Consider the following 20,940-nt stretch of genomic DNA (forward strand, 5'->3'; position numbering starts at 1 on the left):
TTATGTGATAAAGATCACTATTTAATGGTAATTGAATGCAATTGATTTACATCATAGTGATGACTGTCACGAAAATATGTTTATGCCTTCGGTAAAGTGTGTTTTTGCTTCTTCTGACAAAACCGATTCACAGAGGAGTTTTTATGTCTAAGTCTGATGTTTTTCATCTCGGCCTCACTAAGAACGATTTACAAGGGGCTACGCTTGCTATCGTCCCTGGCGACCCGGAGCGTGTGGAAAAGATCGCCGCGCTGATGGATAAGCCGGTTAAGCTGGCATCTCATCGCGAGTTCACCACCTGGCGTGCTGAGCTGGATGGTAAAGCCGTGATCGTTTGCTCTACCGGTATCGGCGGCCCGTCCACCTCTATTGCCGTAGAAGAACTGGCACAGCTGGGCATTCGTACCTTCCTGCGTATCGGTACGACTGGCGCTATCCAGCCGCATATCAACGTGGGTGATGTGCTGGTTACCACTGCATCTGTTCGTCTGGACGGTGCAAGCCTGCACTTCGCACCAATGGAATTCCCGGCCGTTGCGGACTTCGAGTGCACCACCGCGCTGGTGGAAGCGGCGAAATCTATCGGCGCCACCACTCACGTGGGTGTTACCGCGTCTTCTGACACCTTCTACCCGGGCCAGGAGCGTTATGACACCTTCTCTGGTCGCGTCGTGAGCCGTTTCAAAGGCTCAATGGAAGAGTGGCAGTCTATGGGCGTCATGAACTACGAAATGGAATCTGCTACGCTACTGACCATGTGCGCAAGCCAGGGTCTGCGTGCCGGTATGGTCGCGGGTGTTATCGTGAACCGTACTCAGCAAGAGATCCCTAATGCGGAAACGATGAAACAAACGGAAAGTCACGCGGTGAAAATCGTGGTAGAAGCCGCGCGTCGTTTACTGTAATTCTCCCGTCTATTCAAAAAGGCCGACGCGTTCGGCCTTTTTATTTTGCGTAGTGCCTCGCAGGAAATTCCTTTTAAACTGGACGTTTATACAGCACAATTCTATTTTGTGCGGGTAAGTCGTTGCTGTAAGGGGGCGTTGTGGATATTTCAATTATGATGAGTGCCGTGTTGGCGTTAGCCGCAGGGCTACTGGTAGGGTGGCTGGCGACAAAAGCACGCGCCGATCAAATCCGTGCCGACCTCATCGAAGAGCGACGTGAACTGGATATTGCGCTAAGCGCCGCTCGCCAGCAGCTCTCGCAGGAAGCTCACTGGCGTGATGAGTGCGAACTACTCAATAACGAATTACGCAGTCTGCACAGTATCAACACCTCTCTGGAAGCCGATCTCCGTGAAGTCACTACCCGGCTGGAAGCAACGCAACAGCATGCGGAAGATAAAATCCGCCAGATGATCAACAGCGAACAGCGTCTGAGTGAACAGTTTGAAAATCTGGCGAATCGTATTTTTGAGCACAGCAACCGCCGTGTTGATGAGCAAAATCGCCAAAGTCTGAACAGCCTGCTTGCGCCGCTTCGTGAACAACTGGACGGTTTTCGTCGCCAGGTTCAGGATAGCTTTGGTAAAGAGGCACAAGAACGCCATACCCTGGCACACGAAATTCGTAATCTCCAACAACTGAATGCGCAGATGGCGCAGGAAGCGGTAAACCTGACGCGGGCATTAAAAGGCGATAACAAAACGCAGGGTAATTGGGGAGAGGTCGTACTCACGCGGGTACTCGAAGCTTCTGGTCTGCGTGAGGGTTATGAATATGAAACCCAGGTCAGCATCGAAAACGACGCCCGTTCGCGAATGCAGCCTGATGTCATCGTTCGGCTACCGCAGGGTAAAGATGTGGTGATCGATGCGAAAATGACGCTGGTCGCCTATGAGCGCTATTTTAACGCAGAAGATGAATACACCCGCGAAAGTGCATTGCAGGAGCACATCGCCTCGGTGCGCAACCATATTCGACTACTGGGGCGCAAAGATTATCAGCAGCTTCCTGGGCTGCGTACGCTTGACTATGTGTTGATGTTTATCCCCGTTGAGCCCGCTTTTTTGCTGGCGCTCGACAGACAGCCCGAACTGATTACCGAAGCGCTTAGAAATAACATTATGCTGGTGAGCCCTACCACGCTGTTGGTGGCATTGCGCACGATCGCCAACCTGTGGCGCTACGAGCATCAGAGTCGTAATGCGCAACAAATTGCCGATCGGGCCAGCAAACTTTATGACAAGATGCGGTTGTTTGTGGATGATATGTCGGCAATAGGTCAAAGCCTGGACAAAGCCCAGGACAACTACCGACAGGCGATGAAAAAACTCTCTTCCGGTCGTGGAAACGTCCTGTCGCAGGCAGAAGCGTTTCGTAGTTTAGGCGTGGAAATTAAGCGCGAGATAAATCCTGAGCTGGCTGAACAAGCTACTACACAGGATGAAGAATACCGCTTGCGCTCGGTCCCTGAGACGCAACAAGATGCATCTTACCCCGAGGATGAAGCGGTAAATCAGCAATCAAACTAGTCCATTTGGGGTAGTTGAACCCGGTAGAAGGGTAGGGCAAATTGGCCCAATCTGTTACACTTCTCGAACATTTTTTGGATGAGCAGGCACTGAGATGGTGGATAATTCACAAGAAACGACGCACTTTGGCTTTCAGACCGTCGCTAAAGAGCAGAAAGCTGACATGGTGGCCCACGTTTTTCATTCTGTGGCGTCTAAATATGACGTTATGAATGACTTAATGTCATTTGGCATTCATCGTTTGTGGAAGCGCTTCACCATTGATTGCAGTGGCGTGCGTCGCGGGCAAACCGTTCTCGATTTAGCAGGCGGTACCGGCGATCTGACAGCGAAATTCTCTCGCATGGTTGGTGAAACCGGCAAAGTTGTGCTGGCGGATATCAATGACTCAATGCTCAAAATGGGTCGCGAAAAGCTGCGTAATATTGGCGTGGTAGGTAACGTTGAGTACGTTCAGGCGAATGCGGAAGCATTACCTTTCCCTGACAACACGTTTGACTGCATCACCATCTCTTTCGGTCTGCGCAACGTAACGGATAAAGACAAAGCATTACGCTCCATGTACCGCGTATTGAAGCCGGGCGGACGTCTACTGGTGCTGGAATTCTCCAAACCCATAATCGAACCGTTGAGCAAAGCCTACGACGCATACTCTTTCCATGTTCTGCCGCGCATAGGTTCAATGGTAGCAAGCGATGCGGACAGCTACCGTTATTTGGCGGAGTCCATCCGTATGCATCCCGATCAGGACACCTTAAAAGCAATGATGCAAGATGCCGGGTTCGAAAGCGTTGATTACTACAACCTGACAGCAGGTGTCGTTGCGCTGCATCGTGGTTACAAGTTCTGACAGGAGAGTGGGGATGCCTTTAAAACCCTTAGTAACCGCAGGCGTTGAAAATCTGCTCAACACCTTTCTGTACCGTTCTCCTGCGCTGAAGTCAGCCCGAACGCGTTTACAGGGTAAGGTGCTGCGTGTTGATCTCAAAGGATTTTCAACACCGTTAGTCCTGGTATTTAGCGAGCGCCAGGTCGATGTGCTGGGGGCATGGGAAGGCGAAGCCGATTGCACCGTAATCACATATGCCAGTGTGTTACCGAAATTGCGTGATCGACAGCAACTCACCACGCTTATCCGCAGCGGTGAGCTGGAAGTCCAGGGCGATATCCAGGTAGTACAGAACTTTGTTGCGCTGGCCGATCTGGCGGAGTTGGATCCTGCAGAACTGTTAGCACCCTATACCGGCGATATCGTCGCGGAAGGGGTCAGTAAAGTCTTGCGTGGTGGAGCGAAGTTCCTGTGCCATAACTTTCAGCGCCAGCAGCGCTATGTCGCCGAAGCGATCACTGAAGAGTGGCGCATGGCTCCTGGTCCACTAGAGGTTGCATGGTTTGCTGAAGAAACGGCAGCCGTTGAGCGCGCGGTTGAATCTCTGGCCAAACGGCTGGAAAAACTGGAGGCCAAATGACGCCAGGTGAAGTACGGCGCCTTTATTTCATCATTCGCACTTTTTTAAGCTACGGTCTTGATGAACTCATCCCCAAAATGCGAATCACGCTGCCGCTTCGGTTGTGGCGTTACTCGTTGTTCTGGATGCCCAACCGACATAAAGACAAACCGCTGGGAGAAAGGCTGAGACTGGCTTTACAGGAACTCGGCCCGGTGTGGATCAAATTTGGGCAAATGCTCTCTACCCGTCGTGACCTTTTCCCTCCGCACATCGCCGATCAGCTTGCGCTATTGCAGGATCGGGTTGCCCCGTTCGATGGGCTTAGAGCGAAAAAACAAATCGAAGAGGCTATGGGCGGGCTGCCCGTTGAGGAATGGTTTGATGATTTTGAAATCACGCCACTGGCATCTGCGTCTGTTGCTCAGGTCCACACTGCGCGATTGAAATCGAATGGCAAAGAGGTGGTGATCAAAGTTATTCGCCCGGACATACTCCCGGTCATCAAAGCGGATTTAAAACTGATCTACCGCCTGGCTCGTTGGGTTCCTCGTCTGCTGCCAGATGGACGTCGCCTGCGACCAACAGAAGTCGTCCGTGAATATGAAAAAACGTTGATCGATGAACTGAATCTGCTGCGCGAATCGGCGAACGCCATTCAGCTACGACGTAATTTTGAAGATAGTCCGATGCTGTACATCCCGGAAGTGTATTCCGACTATTGCAGTCAGAACATGATGGTGATGGAGCGCATTTACGGTATCCCGGTTTCAGATGTCACCACGCTTGAGAAGAACGGCACCAATATGAAACTGTTGGCCGAGCGTGGTGTTCAGGTCTTCTTTACTCAGGTATTCCGCGACAGCTTTTTCCATGCGGATATGCACCCCGGGAACATTTTTGTCAGTTATGAGCACCCTGAAAACCCGAAATACATTGGTATTGATTGTGGGATTGTGGGCTCTTTAAACAAAGAAGATAAGCGCTACCTGGCTGAAAACTTCATTGCGTTCTTTAACCGCGATTACCGCAAAGTTGCTGAACTGCACGTGGATTCTGGTTGGGTTCCGCCGGATACCAACGTAGAAGAGTTTGAATTTGCCATTCGTACCGTGTGCGAGCCGATTTTTGAAAAGCCGCTGGCGGAGATTTCCTTTGGTCACGTGCTGTTGAATCTGTTCAACACTGCGCGCCGCTTCAATATGGAAGTTCAGCCTCAACTGGTATTGCTCCAGAAGACGCTACTGTACGTTGAAGGTGTCGGACGACAACTCTACCCTCAGTTAGATTTGTGGAAAACGGCTAAGCCATTCCTCGAATCCTGGATTAAAGATCAGGTCGGTATTCCGGCGCTCGTTAGGGCATTTAAAGAAAAAGCACCGTTCTGGGTCGAAAAAATGCCAGAAATACCTGAACTTGTGTATGACAGTTTGCGCCAGGGCAAATATTTACAGCACAGTGTTGATAAGATTGCCCGCGAGCTTCACGCGAATCATGTACGCCAGGGACAATCCCGTTATTTATTGGGCATTGGCGCAACATTGTTGCTAAGTGGAACATTCCTGCTGGTAAGCCGCCCTGAGTGGGGGCTTATGCCGGGCTGGTTAATGGCGGGAGGCGTCATAGCCTGGTTGATCGGCTGGCGCAAAATGCGCTGAATTTTTCATCGCCCAAGGCAGGTCGTGTAACGTATACTACGGCCTTATTAATTCATCATCTATGACAGAGGAACATGTATGGGTGGTATCAGTATTTGGCAGTTGTTGATCATTGCCGTCATCGTTGTACTGCTATTTGGCACCAAGAAACTCGGCTCCATCGGTTCCGATCTTGGCGCGTCGATCAAAGGCTTCAAAAAAGCGATGGGTGATGATGAGCCTAAGCAAGATAAGACCAGCCAGGACGCTGATTTTACTGCTAAATCCATCACCGATAAGCAGGGTGAAGTGAAAAAGGAAGACGCCAAAAGCCAAGATAAAGAGCAGGTATAATCCGTGTTTGATATCGGTTTTAGCGAACTGTTATTGGTGTTCGTGATCGGCCTCATTGTTCTGGGGCCGCAACGATTACCTGTAGCGGTAAAAACGGTTGCTGGCTGGGTTCGCGCTTTGCGTTCCCTTGCAACTACTGTTCAGAATGAACTGACCCAGGAGCTTAAGCTTCAGGAGTTTCAGGACAGCCTGAAGAAAGTAGAGAAAGCGAGCCTGACAAATCTGACCCCGGAGCTGAAAGCGTCAATGGATGAGCTGCGTGAAGCGGCGGAATCGATGAAGCGTTCTTACAGCGTGCACGATCCTGAGAAAGCGAGCGATGAAGCGCACACTATCCATAATCCGGTGGTGAAAGAAGGTGAAGCGCAGCGAGAAGGGGTCACCCCTGCCGCCGCTGAAAACCAGGCCAGTTCGCCGGAGCAAAAACCGGAATCCGCGGGTGCTAAAACGCCAGAGCAGACGGAAAACACTTCCGCCACGTTGATGGATGCAGAAAAGAAAGCTGCCGCACCTGTTGTCGAATCCTCCCCCTCGTCGAGTGATAAACCGTAAACATGGCTGTAGAAGATACCCAACCGCTCATTACGCATCTTATCGAGCTGCGTAAGCGACTCCTGAACTGCATTATTGCGGTTATCGTGATCTTTCTGGCGTTGGTTTACTTTGCCAACGACATTTACCATATGGTTGCGGCACCGCTGATTAAACAGATGCCGCAGGGTGCAACGATGATCGCCACCGATGTGGCCTCACCGTTCTTTACCCCTATAAAGTTAACCTTCATGGTGTCGCTGATCCTGTCTGCGCCAGTGATCCTCTACCAGGTATGGGCATTCATTGCGCCTGCTTTGTACAAACATGAACGTCGCCTGGTTGTGCCGCTGCTGGTCTCCAGCTCGTTGTTGTTCTACATCGGCATGGCATTCGCCTATTTTGTCGTCTTCCCGTTGGCGTTTGGTTTTCTGGCTAACACGGCTCCGCAAGGCGTGCAGGTATCGACAGATATTGCCAGCTATCTCAGCTTCGTAATGGCGCTATTTATGGCTTTCGGTGTCTCTTTTGAGGTCCCTGTCGCCATTGTGCTGCTATGCTGGATGGGCATTACGACACCTGAAGATTTACGTAAGAAACGACCTTACGTGGTGGTGGGAGCATTCGTCGTCGGGATGTTACTGACTCCGCCAGATGTCTTCTCGCAAACGTTGTTGGCGATACCGATGTACTGCCTGTTTGAAGTGGGCGTTTTCTTCTCTCGTTTCTATGTCGGTAAGCGACGTACGCGAGATGAGGACAACGAGGCTGAAGAAGCAAAAGAAGCCGAAGCCACCGAGAAAACAGAAGAGTAAATTCAACCGCCCGTCAGGGCGGTTGTCATATGGGAGGTAGCATGTTTGATATTGGCGTTAATTTAACCAGTTCACAATTTGCGAAAGACAGGGATGATGTTGTGGCGCGCGCCTTTGCTGCGGGCGTAAACGGTATGCTTCTGACCGGAACAAACCTGCACGAAAGCCAGCAGGCGCTGAAGTTGGCGCAACATTATCCGCATTGCTGGTCCACGGCTGGCGTGCACCCGCATGACAGTAGCCAATGGCAATCCTCAACGGAAGACGAGATTATCGCGCTGGCAAACCAGTCTGAGGTGGTCGCTATTGGCGAGTGCGGTCTGGATTTCAATCGCAATTTCTCCACGCCACAGGAGCAGGAACGTGCTTTTGAGGCACAACTGCGCATTGCCGCTGAACTGCAGATGCCGATTTTCATGCATTGTCGGGATGCCCATGAGCGTTTTCTGACGTTGCTGGAGCCGTGGCTGGATAGTCTCCCGGGCGCGGTGCTGCACTGTTTTACCGGAACGCGGCAGGAGATGCAGGACTGTGTGGACCGAGGGCTTTATATTGGTATTACCGGCTGGGTCTGTGATGAGCGCCGTGGGATGGAACTGCGGGAACTGCTGCCGTTTATTCCGGTGGAAAGGCTACTGATCGAAACCGATGCGCCTTACCTACTTCCTCGCGACTTAACGCCTAAACCGACGTCACGGCGCAATGAACCGGCGCACCTGCCACATATTCTTGAGCGTATTGCCCACTGGCGCGGAGAAGATCCTCAATGGCTGTCAGCAACCATTGATGCTAACGTCCGAACGTTGTTCGAAGTGACCTTCTAAACGGCTTAAATTTTTCTAAAACCGGTATTTTTCACGCTCTGCTTAACTTCTTTATTCAACAGGTTAAGCAGTAGCATGGAACGCGCTTCGCCATCCGGTTCGGTGAAGATCGCTTTTAGCCCCTCAAATGCCCCTTCAGTAATAATCACGCTGTCCCCTGGCTGAGGAGTTTGCGGGTCCACAATACCTTCAGGCTTGTAGATAGAAAGCTGGTGAATAACGGGAGAAGGGACGGTCGCAGGCGTCGCGCCAAAACGGACGAAATGGCTGACACCACGCGTGGCATTGATAGTGGTGGTGTGGATCACTTCCGGGTCGAACTCGACAAACATGTAATTAGGGAATAGTGGTTCACTGACTGTGGTACGTTTACCGCGCACTATTTTTTCCAGGGTGATCATAGGCGTCAGGCAGTTCACCGCCTGTCTTTCCAGGTGTTCCTGGGCTCTCTGAAGTTGCCCACGTTTGCAGTACAGTAAATACCAGGATTGCATAATAACTCTTATCCGCTTGTTCTGAGCGCAAGCATAGCAAAAGCCATGCGTTAAGTTAATTATACCCACCTCAACGCAGGCTGAAACCCAATGGGTATATACGCCCGGGGCTTATATGTATCGCCAGAGTTCACGCTAATTTAACAAAAATACAGCATCACAATGATGAACGCCGTATAATGAAGCGCTTACGAAGAGGCCACAATGGACGCCATGAAATATCACGATTTACGCGACTTCCTGACGCTGCTTGAACAGCAGGGCGAGCTCAAACGCATTTCGCTTGAGGTGGATCCCCATCTGGAAATTACTGAAATTGCCGATCGCACTCTGCGTGCCGGTGGGCCTGCGTTACTGTTTGAGAATCCGAAAGGCTATTCAATGCCGGTGCTGTGTAACCTGTTTGGCACACCAAAGCGTGTTGCGATGGGGATGGGACAAGAAGATGTCTCGGCGCTACGAGAAGTCGGTAAACTGTTGGCGTTTTTGAAAGAGCCAGAGCCACCGAAAGGATTCCGCGATCTGTTTGATAAGCTGCCGCAGTTTAAGCAGGTGTTGAACATGCCGACTAAGCGGTTGCGCGGTGCACCTTGTCAGCAAAAAATCTACTCGGGCGATGACGTTGATTTAAACCGCATTCCGATTATGACCTGCTGGCCGGAAGATGCCGCGCCGCTGATTACCTGGGGGCTCACCGTGACGCGTGGTCCGCATAAAGAGCGGCAGAATCTGGGCATCTATCGTCAGCAGCTGATTGGCAAAAACAAGCTCATTATGCGCTGGCTGTCCCATCGCGGCGGCGCGCTTGATTACCAGGAGTGGTGCGCAGCGCATCCGGGCGAACGCTTCCCGGTTTCTGTGGCGTTAGGAGCAGATCCTGCGACCATTCTGGGGGCCGTGACGCCGGTCCCTGATACATTATCCGAGTACGCATTTGCCGGGCTGTTGCGCGGAACCAAGACCGAAGTGGTTAAATGTATTTCCAACGACCTGGAAGTGCCTGCCAGCGCAGAAATCGTGCTGGAAGGGTACATTGAACCGGGCGAGCTGGCTCCGGAAGGGCCGTATGGTGATCATACCGGCTACTACAACGAAGTAGATAGCTTCCCGGTCTTTACCGTCACGCACATTACCCAGCGTGAAGATGCAATTTATCACTCTACCTATACCGGACGCCCGCCAGATGAACCCGCGGTGCTCGGCGTGGCGCTGAACGAAGTCTTCGTGCCTATTCTGCAAAAGCAGTTCCCGGAAATCGTCGATTTTTATCTACTTCCGGAAGGCTGTTCTTATCGCCTGGCCGTCGTGACGATGAAAAAACAGTACGCTGGTCATGCCAAACGCGTCATGATGGGCGTTTGGTCGTTTTTGCGTCAGTTTATGTACACCAAATTTGTTATTGTTTGCGATGATGACGTCAACGCACGCGACTGGAATGATGTGATTTGGGCAATTACTACCCGTATGGACCCGGCCCGGGATACGGTACTGGTAGAGAATACGCCAATTGATTACCTGGACTTTGCCTCGCCGGTTTCCGGCCTTGGTTCAAAAATGGGGCTGGATGCCACAAATAAATGGCCGGGCGAAACCCAACGCGAATGGGGACGTCCGATTAAAAAGGATCCTGAAGTGACTGCGCGCATTGACGCAATTTGGGATGAACTGGCCATCTTTAATGACGGCAAAAGCGCCTGAGGCGCGATCGTTTTGCCTATTGATCCGACAGAGAGAGCGCATGACAACCTTAAGCTGTAAAGTGACCTCGGTAGAAGCTATCACTGACACCGTATATCGCGTTCGTTTAGTGCCAGACGCGGCGTTTTCCTTTCGTGCTGGCCAGTATTTAATGGTCGTGATGGATGAAAGGGATAAGCGTCCGTTCTCCATGGCATCAACGCCGGACGAGCAAGGATTCATTGAGCTGCACGTTGGCGCCTCTGAGCTAAATCTTTACGCCATGGCCGTGATGGACCGCATTCTGAAAGACCGGGAAATCAAAGTCGACATTCCGCATGGCGAAGCCTGGCTGCGAGATGAAGACGAGCGCCCGCTGATCCTGATTGCCGGTGGTACAGGGTTCTCTTACGTGCGTTCTATTCTGCTTACCGCGCTCGCGCGCAACCCAAACCGCGATATCACCATTTACTGGGGCGGTCGCGAGGAGAAGCATCTCTACGATCTCTCCGAGCTGGAAGCGCTGTCTGTGAACCACCCGAATCTGCGCGTTGAGCCAGTGGTGGAACAGCCTGAAGACGGCTGGCGTGGTCGTACGGGAACCGTGTTAACGGCAGTATTGCAGGATTACGGTACCCTGGCGGAGCATGATATCTACATTGCCGGGCGTTTTGAAATGGCCAAAATCGCGCGCGATCTCTTCTGTAATGAGCGCAGTGCGCGTGAAGATCGCCTGTTTGGCGACGCTTTCGCGTTCATTTAAGCGCTGTGCGCCGGGGCCCTTCCGGCGCATTCATCACCAACCTTACTTCTTCTAACAGGGTGCAAGCCCGGTCTCGTTGTTTCTCTTTTTCACCACGTTTTTTAGTAAACATATTTTTCCTGTCTATTAATCACAAAACTTAGCTTTTGTGACAGGTCTCTTTTTGTTTAGTAAACAAAATTGGCAAACTAGGCACAATCAAATTGCGAGGCGCAAACGAGGAAAACCATGAGGCTCGGACTGGATATTGGCGGGACTAAAATCGAAGCAGTGGTGATTGATAACGCGGGTGAAATTGTTTACCGCGAGCGATGCGCGACACCAAAGCAGAGTTACGGTGATTTTTTCCAGGCCGTGACGGAGATGATTGCTAAGGCCAGACTGGCCGTTAATCAGCCTTTATCGGTTGGCGTTGGGGTGCCTGGCGCGGTGGATAGCGAAGGTTTGATTAAGAATTCGAACATCCTGGTGCTGAATCAGCAGGCCTTTGCGCAAGACCTTGAGCGAGCATCAGGAATGCCAGTGCCGGTTACCAATGATGCCAACTGCTTTACCTTGTCGGAAGCGATGGACGGTAGCGGACACGGGCATAGCGTGGTATTTGGCGTGATCCTCGGTACCGGTTGCGGCGGTGGACTATGCATCGATAACCGCTTGATCTCTGGACCTAACGCCTGCGCAGGAGAGTGGGGGCATAATGCATTGCCGCGCTACCACGAATCTCAGGACGGGGCTGGAGTGAGATGCTATTGCGGACAGTTGAACTGTATTGAGAGCTTTATTTCTGGCAGCGGTCTGGAACGCCAGTACCTGAATCACACCGCGCAGCATGTGGGTGTGCCACAAATTATGCAACAGGTAGAATCGGGTGATGCGGATGCCTGCTTTGTATGGGAACGTTATTGCGATCAACTGGCGCGTGCGTTGGCGGGCGTGGTGAATACGCTCGATCCCGATGTTATCGTGCTTGGGGGTGGGGTATCCAATATCGATTTACTGTATTCGGGTTTGCAGGCGCGAGTGGCGCAGTACGTATTTGGTAAGCAGTGCCGCACACCGATCGTTCGGGCCCGTCACGGCGACAGCAGCGGCGTACGCGGTGCGGCCTGGCTGGGGGCGCAACAAGCCATAGTAGAATCAATGAGAGTGAAATGACAAAACCTGTACGTATCAGAGATATTGCCGAAGCTTGTGGTGTTTCAGTTGGTGCAGTTTCCCGCGCCCTAAAAGGGCAGCCGGGGCTGCGTGAAGACACCCGGCTGCGCATTATTTCTGTGGCGCAGCAGCAGGGTTATGATTTTTCCCGTCTGCGCACTGACAAGATCAAACGCGTCCTGTTTTTGCTTCACCGCCAGCACAATATCAGCCGGGCATTGCCGTTTTACTCTCAACTGCTGCTGGGCATAGAAGATAACTGTCGTGACCATGGTATTGCGCTGAGCTTTCTCTCCATTGGTCCAGGCGATGCAGTGAGTGAGCAGGTGCTGCTGCACCAGCCTGATGCGCTGATCTGTGCCGGATTTTTTGAGCCTGAATTACTTGGCTTGCTGCAACAGATGAAGCTGCCGTTGGTGCTGGTGGATCTCTGGGCGCCGGGCCTGCCTTGCGTGAATCCGGACAACACCCAGGGCGGTTATCTGGCTACACAACATTTGATTGCACAAGGTCGCAGCCGTATTGCTTTTCTTGCCAGCACGCTTGCGCACTACAGCATCCGTCAGCGCGAGAAGGGTTACCGTCAGGCATTGTATGAGGCCCGTTTGCTGATGCCGCCAGAGTATGAAGCCGTTGCGCCGCCGCTGCTGGATACCGAGCAATCTTTGGTGGAGGCGGTGAATGAATTGCTCAGTCTGCCAGAGCCGCCCGACGCTATTTTTGCCTATAACGATGCGGCAGCGCTGGTTGTTCAACGGGTGTGTGCGCAGCAGGGTATACGTATCCCGGAAGATCTTGCGTTGGTGGGGTTTGATGATATCGATGCTGCGGCCTGGTCACATCCACCACTCACCACCATTGCGGTTGATAAACAACAATTGGGGCGTGAAGCGCTGCGTTTATTGCTGGAAGAAAATCAGGAAGAGAATCTGCTGTTGCCGGTGCAGTTAGTGGTACGTGGTAGTTCAGGGAAATAAAAAACCCGCCCCTGACAGGCGGGAAGAACGGCAACTAAATTGTTATACAATGGCATTTGTGTTGTAGGCCGGATAAGACGCATCAGCGTCGCCATCCGGCATAGTCGCCGGGGGCGCTTCGCTTGCCCGGCCTACAATAAGTCACATGCTTTGATTAAACTCGCTCAAATACCGTCGCGATGCCCTGGCCTAAACCGATACACATCGTCGCCAGGCCAAACTGTACGTCTTTACGTTCCATCAGATTGAGCAGGGTGGTGCTGATACGCGCCCCAGAGCAACCCAACGGATGGCCCAAAGCGATCGCCCCGCCGTTGAGGTTGATCTTCTCATCGATCTGCTCCATCAGCCCCAGATCTTTAATGCACGGCAGGATCTGAGCGGCAAAGGCTTCGTTCATCTCAAACAAACCGATATCGCTGGTGGAGAGTCCCGCTTTTTTCAGCGCCAGTTTTGAGGCCGGAACCGGACCGTAACCCATGATTGAAGGGTCGCAACCAACAACAGCCATCGAACGAATACGGGCACGCGGCGTCAGACCCAGCTCACGGGCGCGACTTTCGCTCATGACCAGCATCGCCGCAGCGCCGTCGGAGAGTGCGGAGGAGGTACCGGCAGTGACCGTTCCGCTAACCGGATCGAACGCCGGGCGCAGGGTGGAGAGCGCTTCAACGGTTGTCTCCGGGCGGATAACCTCATCGTAGTTAAACTGCTTCAGCACGCCATCGGCATCATGGCCGCCGGTCGGGATGATTTCGTTTTTAAACGCGCCAGACTGCGTTGCTGCCCAGGCACGGGCGTGTGAACGCGCGGCGAAGGCGTCCTGCATTTCACGGCTGATGCCGTGCATGCGAGAGAGCATTTCCGCAGTCAGACCCATCATTCCCGCGGCTTTTGCCACGTTGCGGCTCATGCCCGGATGGAAATCAACGCCGTGACTCATTGGCACATGGCCCATATGCTCCACGCCGCCAATCAGGCACGCCTGAGCATCGCCGGTCATGATCATGCGTGCCGCATCGTGCAGCGCCTGCATGGACGAACCGCACAGGCGGTTGACCGTGACGGCTGGAACGGAGTGCGGAACTTCCGCCAGCAGCGCGGCGTTACGGGCGATGTTGAAACCCTGCTCCAGCGTTTGCTGCACACAGCCCCAGTAAATATCATCAAGCGCGGATGGCTCCAGCGCAGGATTTCGCGCCAGCAGGCTACGCATTAAGTGTGCGGAGAGATCTTCTGCCCGCACGTTACGAAACGCGCCCCCTTTCGAACGGCCCATCGGGGTACGGATCGCATCAACAATTACAACCTGTTCCATTGTGACTCCTTAAGCCGTTTTCAGGCTGCCAACCGGGCGGGCAGGCTCAACCTGGGGATAATACGGTTCGTTATGGCGCGCCTTATCACGCAGACCAGCCGGAACTTCATACAGCGCTCCGAGGTGTTGATACTGCTGGGCCATATCGAGATACTTCGCGCTGCCGAGCGTATCCAGCCAGCGGAACGCGCCGCCGTGGAACGGAGGGAAGCCCAGGCCATACACCAGCGCCATGTCGGCTTCTGCCGGGCTGGCGATAATGCCTTCTTCCAGACAACGCACCACTTCGTTGACCATTGGGATCATCATGCGAGCGATAATCTCTTCATCACTGAAGTCGCGTTTCGGCTGGCTGACTTCTGCCAGCAGATCGTCAACGGTGGCATCCTCTTCTTTCTTCGGCTTGCCCTTGTTGTCTTCTTTATAACGCCAGAATCCAAGACCGTTTTTCTGTCCGAAACGGTTCGCATCAAACAGGGCGTCTATCGCGTCGCGATAATCTTTCTGCATACGCTGAGGGAAGCCTGCGGACATCACTGCCTGCGCGTGATGTGCGGTATCAATTCCCACCACGTCCAGCAGATAAGCCGGGCCCATCGGCCAGCCAAACTGTTTTTCCATGACTTTGTCGACTTTGCGGAAATCCGCCCCATCGCGCAGCAGCTGGCTGAAACCGGCAAAATACGGGAACAGCACGCGGTTCACGAAGAAACCGGGGCAGTCGTTGACCACAATTGGGGTTTTGCCCATCTGGCTTGCCCAAGCGACAACTTTGGCGATGGTTTCATCCGAGCTTTTCTCGCCGCGAATAATCTCAACCAGTGGCATGCGGTGTACTGGGTTAAAGAAGTGCATCCCACAGAAGTTTTCCGGGCGCTTGAGCGCGCTGGCCAGCTCGTTGATTGGGATGGTGGAGGTATTTGAAGCCAGTACGGTGTCCGGGCGTACCTGATCTTCGGTTTCTGCCAGTACCGCTTTTTTCACTTTCGGGTTTTCCACGACAGCTTCAACCACCACGTCCACACGCTCAAAACCGCTATAGTCGAGGGTTGGATGAATAGTGGAAATCACACCCGCCATTTTCAGACCGTCAATTTTGCCGCGCTCAAGCTGTTTGTTCAGCAGCTTGGCCGCTTCGGTCATGCCCAGCGTTAATGATTTGTCGTTGATATCTTTCATGACAACCGGCACGCCTTTCCAGGCTGACTGGTAAGCGATGCCGCCGCCCATAATGCCCGCGCCCAGCACCGCAGCTTGCTTCGGTGCTTCAATATTTTTGGTGAGTTTTTTGGCTTTGGCTTTGACGAACTGATCGTTAAGGAAGATCCCAACCAGCGCGCGAGCTTCACTGGTGTGCGCCAGTGGAACAAAGCTTTTATTTTCCAGATTCAGCGCTTCTTCGCGGCCAAAACGGGCCGCTGCTTCAATGGTTTTTACCGCGGTAATCGGCGCGGGATAATGCTTCCCTGCCGTCTGTGCCACCATGCCTTTAGCGATGGTAAAGCTCATAGCCGCTTCAATTTTGCTGAGTTTCAACGGCTCCAGCTTCGGCTGACGTTTGGCCTTCCAGTCGAGGTCGCCGTTAATCGCCTGACGTAATACTGCGATCGCGCCATCAAGCAGTTTGTCTTGCTTCACTACGCCATCGACCAGGCCGATTTTTAGCGCCTGCTCAGCACCAACATCCTTACCTGCCGCAATAATTTCCAGCGCGCTGTCCGCACCCAGCATACGTGGCATACGCACGGAGCCGCCAAAGCCCGGCATAATGCCCAGCTTGGTTTCCGGCAGGCCAATGCGCAGGTCCGGCGTTGCCAGACGATAATCGGTTGCCAGAACACACTCGCAGCCGCCACCCAGCGCGTAGCCGTTTACTGCTGACAGGGTCGGAACAGGCAGATCTTCGAGGCGATTAAAGACGCTGTTGGCAAAATGCAGCCACTGGCTCAGTTGTTCTTCAGGCACGAGGAACAGTGAAAGGAATTCGGTGATATCGGCACCAACAATAAAGGCTGCTTTGTTAGAACGCAGCAGCAGCCCTTTTAAATTCGGTTGTTTTTCCAGCACATCAAGCGCATGGCCCAGGCTGGCAACGGTGGCCGTGTCGAGTTTATTGACCGAACCAGGGGCATCGAACACCAGTTCGGCGATGCCATCTTCCAGCCAGTCGAGGTACAGGGTGTCGCCTTTGTAAAGCATGTCAGTCTCCTGAATCCGCAAGGTGATCTGGTCATACCAGATGAATCGAAGTGTGTGTTTTATGTTAATAAAATGCAAATGAATGATTAAAGAAATGACGATTCGATCACGCTCGGCAGAAATCACGCACTCACAAAGCGATGTGCTAAGATGCGGAGACTTGAGGTCAAAAAACAGAAGGATAGAAAATGGAATCGCTGGCCGCACTCTATAAAAATCATATCGTTACCTTACAGGAACGGACGCGCGACGCGCTGGATCGCTTCAAACTGGATGCGTTACTTATTCACTCTGGCGAACTTGTTAACGTCTTTCTCGACGATCATCCATATCCGTTTAAGGTCAATCCACAATTTAAAGCCTGGGTGCCTGTAACACAGGTTCCTAACTGCTGGTTGCTGGTGGATGGCGTAAACAAGCCGAAACTGTGGTTCTACCTGCCGGTCGATTACTGGCACAACGTTGAGCCGCTACCAACCTCTTTCTGGACGGAAGAAATCGAGATCATCGCGCTGCCGAAAGCGGATGGTATCGGTAGCCAACTGCCTGCTGCTCGAGGCAATATTGGTTATATCGGCCCGGTTCCGGAACGTGCGCTGCAACTGGACATCGCGGCCAGCAACATCAACCCGAAAGGGGTGATCGACTACCTGCATTATTACCGCGCCTATAAAACGGAATACGAACTGGCCTGTATGCGCGAAGCGCAGAAAATGGCGGTAAATGGACACCGTGCCGCAGAAGAAGCGTTCCGTTCCGGAATGAGCGAGTTTGACATCAACCTCGCTTACCTGACTGCCACCGGTCACCGCGACACCGACGTGCCATACAGCAACATCGTGGCGCTTAACGAGCATGCTTCGGTTCTTCATTATACCAAGCTGGATCATCAGGCACCGTCTGAAATCCGCAGCTTCCTGCTCGACGCTGGTGCGGAATACAACGGCTATGCGGCAGACCTGACGCGTACCTGGTCGGCGAAAAACGACAACGACTATGCGCATCTGGTGAAAGACGTTAACGACGAAGAGCTGGCGCTGATTGCCACCATGAAAGCAGGCACCAGCTACGTGGATTATCACATTCAGTTCCATCAGCGTATCGCGAAGCTGCTGCGTAAGCATCAAATCATCACCGGTATGAGTGAAGAAGCGATGGTGGAAAACGATCTTACCGGGCCGTTTATGCCGCACGGTATTGGTCACCCGCTGGGTCTGCAGGTGCATGATGTCGCAGGCTTTATGCAGGATGACAGCGGTACTCATCTGGCCGCGCCGTCGAAGTATCCTTACCTGCGTTGCACCCGCGTACTGCAACCAGGCATGGTTCTGACCATCGAACCGGGCATTTACTTCATTGAATCTCTGTTGGCACCGTGGCGTGAAGGACAGTTCAGCAAGCACTTCAACTGGCAGAAAATTGAAGCACTGAAACCGTTCGGCGGTATTCGTATTGAAGACAACGTGGTGGTCCACGAAAACAATATCGAAAACATGACGCGGGATTTGAAACTGGCGTAATGGACAGTTGGTTAATCCCTGCGGCGCCGGTTAGCGTCGTCGAAGAGATCAAAAAAAGCCGCTTCATTACGCTGCTCGCCCATACGGACGGCGTAGAAGCGGCAAAGGCGTTTGTTGAGTCAGTCAAAGCGGAACACCCGGACGCCCGCCACCATTGTGTGGCGTGGGTGGCGGGTGCGCCCAATGACTCGCAGCAGCTAGGGTTTTCAGACGATGGCGAACCGGCGGGTACGGCAGGTAAACCGATGCTTGCGCAGCTGATGGGGAGCGGTGTCGGCGAGATTACCGCTGTAGTCGTGCGCTACTACGGCGGTATCCTTCTCGGTACTGGAGGGTTGGTAAAAGCCTACGGTGGTGGTGTGAATCAGGCGTTGCGCCAGTTAACGACACAGCGCAAGACGCCATTAACCGAATATACTTTGCAGTGTGAGTACGGTCAGCTGGCAGGCATTGAAGCCTTGCTGGGGCAGTTTGACGGTAAAGTCGTTGCCAGTGATTACCAGGCTTTTGTTCGGCTCAGGGTGGCGCTTCCTTTTGCCAAAGTGGATGAGTTTTCGGCAAAACTGGCGGATTTTAGTCGTGGTTCATTGCAATTGTTAGCGATTGAAGAATAATCCCCACCTCATTTTAAAGAACTAAGGAAGCGGCAGAGATGCATTTTCGCGCCATCACCCGAATCGTTGGACTACTGGTCATCTTATTCTCGGGGACAATGATTATCCCCGGACTGGTAGCGCTCATCTACCGCGATGGGGCAGGGCGTGCATTCACCCAAACTTTCTTCGTTGCTCTGGCGATCGGCTCCATGCTGTGGTGGCCAAACCGTAAAGAGAAGGGTGAACTGAAATCGCGCGAAGGATTTCTGATTGTCGTTTTGTTCTGGACCGTTCTGGGCAGTGTGGGTGCGCTACCGTTCATCTTTGCGGAAAGCCCTAACCTAACGATAACCGACGCTTTTTTTGAATCCTTTTCCGGATTAACCACTACAGGTGCGACGACGCTGGTGGGGCTGGATTCATTGCCACACGCGATTCTCTTTTATCGCCAGATGCTGCAATGGTTCGGCGGGATGGGGATCATCGTGCTGGCGGTGGCTATCCTGCCTATTCTTGGCGTTGGTGGGATGCAGCTCTATCGTGCAGAAATGCCGGGGCCGCTGAAAGATAATAAAATGCGCCCGCGTATTGCCGAAACGGCGAAAACGCTGTGGCTAATCTATGTATTACTGACGGTGGCGTGCGCGCTGGCGCTATGGTTTGCCGGGATGCCCGCGTTTGACGCCATTGGGCACAGTTTTGCCACAATCGCCATCGGTGGTTTTTCCACACACGATGCCAGTGTGGGGTATTTCGACAGTCCCACGATTAACACCATCATTGCTATCTTCTTGCTGATCTCCGGTTGTAACTATGGTCTGCACTTCTCTTTATTAAGTGGGCGTAGTCTGAAGGTCTACTGGCGGGATCCGGAATTCCGCATGTTTATCGGCGTGCAGTTGACGCTGGTGGCAGTCTGTACGCTGGTGCTATGGATACACAATACCTATGGCTCGGCGCTCACGACGATCAACCAGGCCTTTTTCCAGGTGGTATCGATGGCGACGACCGCCGGGTTTACTACGGACAGTATTGCCCGCTGGCCGCTGTTTCTGCCAGTGCTGTTGCTGTGTTCTGCTTTTATCGGCGGCTGTGCCGGGTCGACGGGCGGTGGCTTGAAGGTGATTCGTATCCTGCTGCTGTTTAAGCAGGGTAACCGCGAATTGAAACGACTGGTCCATCCGAATGCGGTTTACAGTATCAAACTGGGTAACCGTGCGTTGCCGGAGCGAATTCTTGAAGCCGTATGGGGATTCTTCTCTGCCTATGCGCTGGTCTTTATTATCAGTATGCTGGCGATTATTGCGACCGGTGTTGATGACTTCTCCGCGTTTGCCTCCGTAGTGGCAACGTTGAATAACCTGGGGCCTGGACTGGGGGTTGTCGCCGACAACTTTGCCAGTATGAACCCTGTGGCGAAGTGGATCCTGATTGCCAATATGCTGTTTGGTCGTCTGGAGGTCTTTACTCTGCTGGTGCTCTTTACCCCTACCTTCTGGCGTGAATAATGGAGTAACACGTGAAAACACTGATTCTTTTTTCTTCCCGGGACGGACAAACGCGTGAAATCGCTGAATATCTGGCTTCTGAACTCAAAGAGCTGGGCGTTTGGGCAGATGTTGTTAATTTGCATCGTACCGCGGAGCCGGACTGGCAAAATTATGACAGCGTGGTAATTGGCGCCTCGATTCGCTACGGTCATTACCATGCTGCTTTTCAGGAGTTTGTGAAAAAGCATGCCACACGGCTGAATTCGATGCCGAGCGCGTTCTACTCCGTAAACCTCGTAGCCCGTAAGCCGGAGAAACGTACGCCGCAAACCAACAGCTATGCGCGTAAGTTCCTGATGAGTTCGCCGTGGCGACCAGACCACAGTGCAGTTATTGCGGGTGCTTTGCTGTATCCACGCTATCGCTGGTATGACCGCGTTATGATCCAACTGATAATGAAGATGTCAGGTGGTGAAACGGATACGAATAAAGAAGTGGTGTATACCGATTGGGAACAGGTTGCGAGATTCGCGCGGGAAATAGCCCAATTAACCAACAAAGCGTTGTTAAAATAAGCGCAAAGAATAAAAAATACGCACTCGGAAGATTATTTTAAATTTCCCCTTGTCAGCCTGAAATAACTCCCTATAATGCGCCTCCACTGAC

The 20,940-nt window shown here is 52.7% G+C and carries 20 protein-coding genes; 17 read left to right on the top strand and 3 right to left on the bottom strand.

All coding sequences use genetic code 11. The annotated features are described in order from the left end of the window. Positions 1-143: 143 nt before the first annotated feature. The 9 genes from udp (at position 144) to tatD (ending at position 8,085) form a co-directional block, all read left to right on the top strand. Positions 144-905, top strand: coding sequence for a uridine phosphorylase (gene udp / locus OGX90_RS01540; protein WP_003828923.1), 762 nt, complete (start codon positions 144-146; stop codon positions 903-905). Positions 906-1,045: 140 nt separating this feature from the next. Further along, complete coding sequence (gene rmuC / locus OGX90_RS01545) at positions 1,046-2,476, top strand: DNA recombination protein RmuC (RefSeq protein ID WP_095533171.1); 1,431 nt, start codon at positions 1,046-1,048, stop codon at positions 2,474-2,476. A 94-nt stretch (positions 2,477-2,570) separates the two neighbouring features. Then, on the top strand, positions 2,571-3,326 hold the full coding sequence (ubiE, locus tag OGX90_RS01550) for a bifunctional demethylmenaquinone methyltransferase/2-methoxy-6-polyprenyl-1,4-benzoquinol methylase UbiE (RefSeq protein WP_003017897.1): 756 nt from the start codon (positions 2,571-2,573) through the stop codon (positions 3,324-3,326). A gap of 13 nt (positions 3,327-3,339) precedes the next feature. Next, positions 3,340-3,945 carry a ubiquinone biosynthesis protein UbiJ gene (gene ubiJ, locus OGX90_RS01555; RefSeq protein WP_003828918.1) on the top strand — a complete coding sequence of 202 codons (606 nt, stop codon included), beginning with the start codon at positions 3,340-3,342 and terminating at the stop codon, positions 3,943-3,945. Then, positions 3,942-5,582 carry a ubiquinone biosynthesis regulatory protein kinase UbiB gene (ubiB, locus tag OGX90_RS01560; RefSeq protein WP_003828916.1) on the top strand — a complete coding sequence of 547 codons (1,641 nt, stop codon included), beginning with the start codon at positions 3,942-3,944 and terminating at the stop codon, positions 5,580-5,582. Before ubiJ ends, ubiB begins: the two co-directional genes overlap by 4 nt. Before the next feature lie 78 nt (positions 5,583-5,660). Next, entirely contained in the window at positions 5,661-5,915 is a 255-nt protein-coding gene (gene tatA / locus OGX90_RS01565) for a Sec-independent protein translocase subunit TatA (protein ID WP_003017888.1), read from the top strand. Between the two features lie 3 nt (positions 5,916-5,918). Then, complete coding sequence (gene tatB, locus OGX90_RS01570; RefSeq protein WP_008787098.1) at positions 5,919-6,467, top strand: Sec-independent protein translocase protein TatB; 549 nt, start codon at positions 5,919-5,921, stop codon at positions 6,465-6,467. A gap of 2 nt (positions 6,468-6,469) precedes the next feature. Beyond that, the gene (gene tatC, locus OGX90_RS01575; protein ID WP_003828911.1) at positions 6,470-7,261 is read left to right on the top strand and encodes a Sec-independent protein translocase subunit TatC; all 792 of its coding nucleotides are present in this window, start codon (positions 6,470-6,472) and stop codon (positions 7,259-7,261) included. Between the two features lie 41 nt (positions 7,262-7,302). Then, entirely contained in the window at positions 7,303-8,085 is a 783-nt protein-coding gene (gene tatD / locus OGX90_RS01580) for a 3'-5' ssDNA/RNA exonuclease TatD (protein ID WP_003841237.1), read from the top strand. 5 nt (positions 8,086-8,090) lie between these two features. On the opposite strand, the gene rfaH is transcribed toward tatD, so the two are convergent. Beyond that, positions 8,091-8,579 carry a transcription/translation regulatory transformer protein RfaH gene (gene rfaH, locus OGX90_RS01585; RefSeq protein WP_003017881.1) on the bottom strand — a complete coding sequence of 163 codons (489 nt, stop codon included), beginning with the start codon at positions 8,577-8,579 and terminating at the stop codon, positions 8,091-8,093. Between the two features lie 204 nt (positions 8,580-8,783). Here rfaH and ubiD point away from each other — a divergent pair, with 204 nt between their 5' ends. The 4 genes from ubiD (at position 8,784) to OGX90_RS01605 (ending at position 13,151) form a co-directional block, all read left to right on the top strand. Next, the gene (ubiD, locus tag OGX90_RS01590) at positions 8,784-10,277 is read left to right on the top strand and encodes a 4-hydroxy-3-polyprenylbenzoate decarboxylase (protein ID WP_286623024.1); all 1,494 of its coding nucleotides are present in this window, start codon (positions 8,784-8,786) and stop codon (positions 10,275-10,277) included. 40 nt (positions 10,278-10,317) lie between these two features. Then, positions 10,318-11,019, top strand: coding sequence for an NAD(P)H-flavin reductase (gene fre, locus OGX90_RS01595; protein ID WP_003828903.1), 702 nt, complete (start codon positions 10,318-10,320; stop codon positions 11,017-11,019). 228 nt (positions 11,020-11,247) lie between these two features. Next, positions 11,248-12,174 (top strand): ROK family protein, encoded by a 927-nt coding sequence (locus OGX90_RS01600; RefSeq protein ID WP_048237119.1) that lies wholly within the window; start codon positions 11,248-11,250, stop codon positions 12,172-12,174. Continuing rightward, on the top strand, positions 12,171-13,151 hold the full coding sequence (locus OGX90_RS01605; protein ID WP_286623027.1) for a LacI family DNA-binding transcriptional regulator: 981 nt from the start codon (positions 12,171-12,173) through the stop codon (positions 13,149-13,151). Before OGX90_RS01600 ends, OGX90_RS01605 begins: the two co-directional genes overlap by 4 nt. A 154-nt stretch (positions 13,152-13,305) precedes the next feature. Here OGX90_RS01605 and fadA read toward each other — a convergent pair whose 3' ends face one another. Together fadA and fadB are read right to left on the bottom strand one after the other, a co-directional pair. Beyond that, positions 13,306-14,469: an acetyl-CoA C-acyltransferase FadA gene (fadA, locus tag OGX90_RS01610; RefSeq protein WP_003828895.1), complete on the bottom strand. Its 1,164-nt coding sequence runs from the start codon at positions 14,467-14,469 to the stop codon at positions 13,306-13,308. 9 nt (positions 14,470-14,478) lie between these two features. After that, positions 14,479-16,668, bottom strand: a complete 2,190-nt coding sequence (gene fadB / locus OGX90_RS01615; protein ID WP_032941592.1) for a fatty acid oxidation complex subunit alpha FadB — start codon at positions 16,666-16,668, stop codon at positions 14,479-14,481. A gap of 188 nt (positions 16,669-16,856) precedes the next feature. On the opposite strand from fadB, the gene pepQ reads away from it, so the two are divergent. From pepQ to hemG, 4 genes are read left to right on the top strand one after another with little or no spacing between them, the layout of a single operon-like run. Further along, positions 16,857-18,188 carry a Xaa-Pro dipeptidase gene (gene pepQ / locus OGX90_RS01620; RefSeq protein ID WP_008787103.1) on the top strand — a complete coding sequence of 444 codons (1,332 nt, stop codon included), beginning with the start codon at positions 16,857-16,859 and terminating at the stop codon, positions 18,186-18,188. Then, a complete protein-coding gene (locus OGX90_RS01625) occupies positions 18,188-18,802 on the top strand; it encodes an IMPACT family protein (protein WP_003017851.1) in 615 nt (204 codons plus the stop codon). Before pepQ ends, OGX90_RS01625 begins: the two co-directional genes overlap by 1 nt. A 38-nt stretch (positions 18,803-18,840) precedes the next feature. Further along, positions 18,841-20,292 carry a Trk system potassium transporter TrkH gene (gene trkH / locus OGX90_RS01630; RefSeq protein WP_003017848.1) on the top strand — a complete coding sequence of 484 codons (1,452 nt, stop codon included), beginning with the start codon at positions 18,841-18,843 and terminating at the stop codon, positions 20,290-20,292. 11 nt (positions 20,293-20,303) lie between these two features. Beyond that, positions 20,304-20,849 carry a menaquinone-dependent protoporphyrinogen IX dehydrogenase gene (gene hemG / locus OGX90_RS01635; protein WP_032945724.1) on the top strand — a complete coding sequence of 182 codons (546 nt, stop codon included), beginning with the start codon at positions 20,304-20,306 and terminating at the stop codon, positions 20,847-20,849. The last annotated feature ends 91 nt before the right edge of the window (positions 20,850-20,940 follow it).

Source organism: Citrobacter sp. Cpo012 (assembly GCF_030333015.1).
Lineage (GTDB): Bacteria > Pseudomonadota > Gammaproteobacteria > Enterobacterales > Enterobacteriaceae > Citrobacter > Citrobacter portucalensis.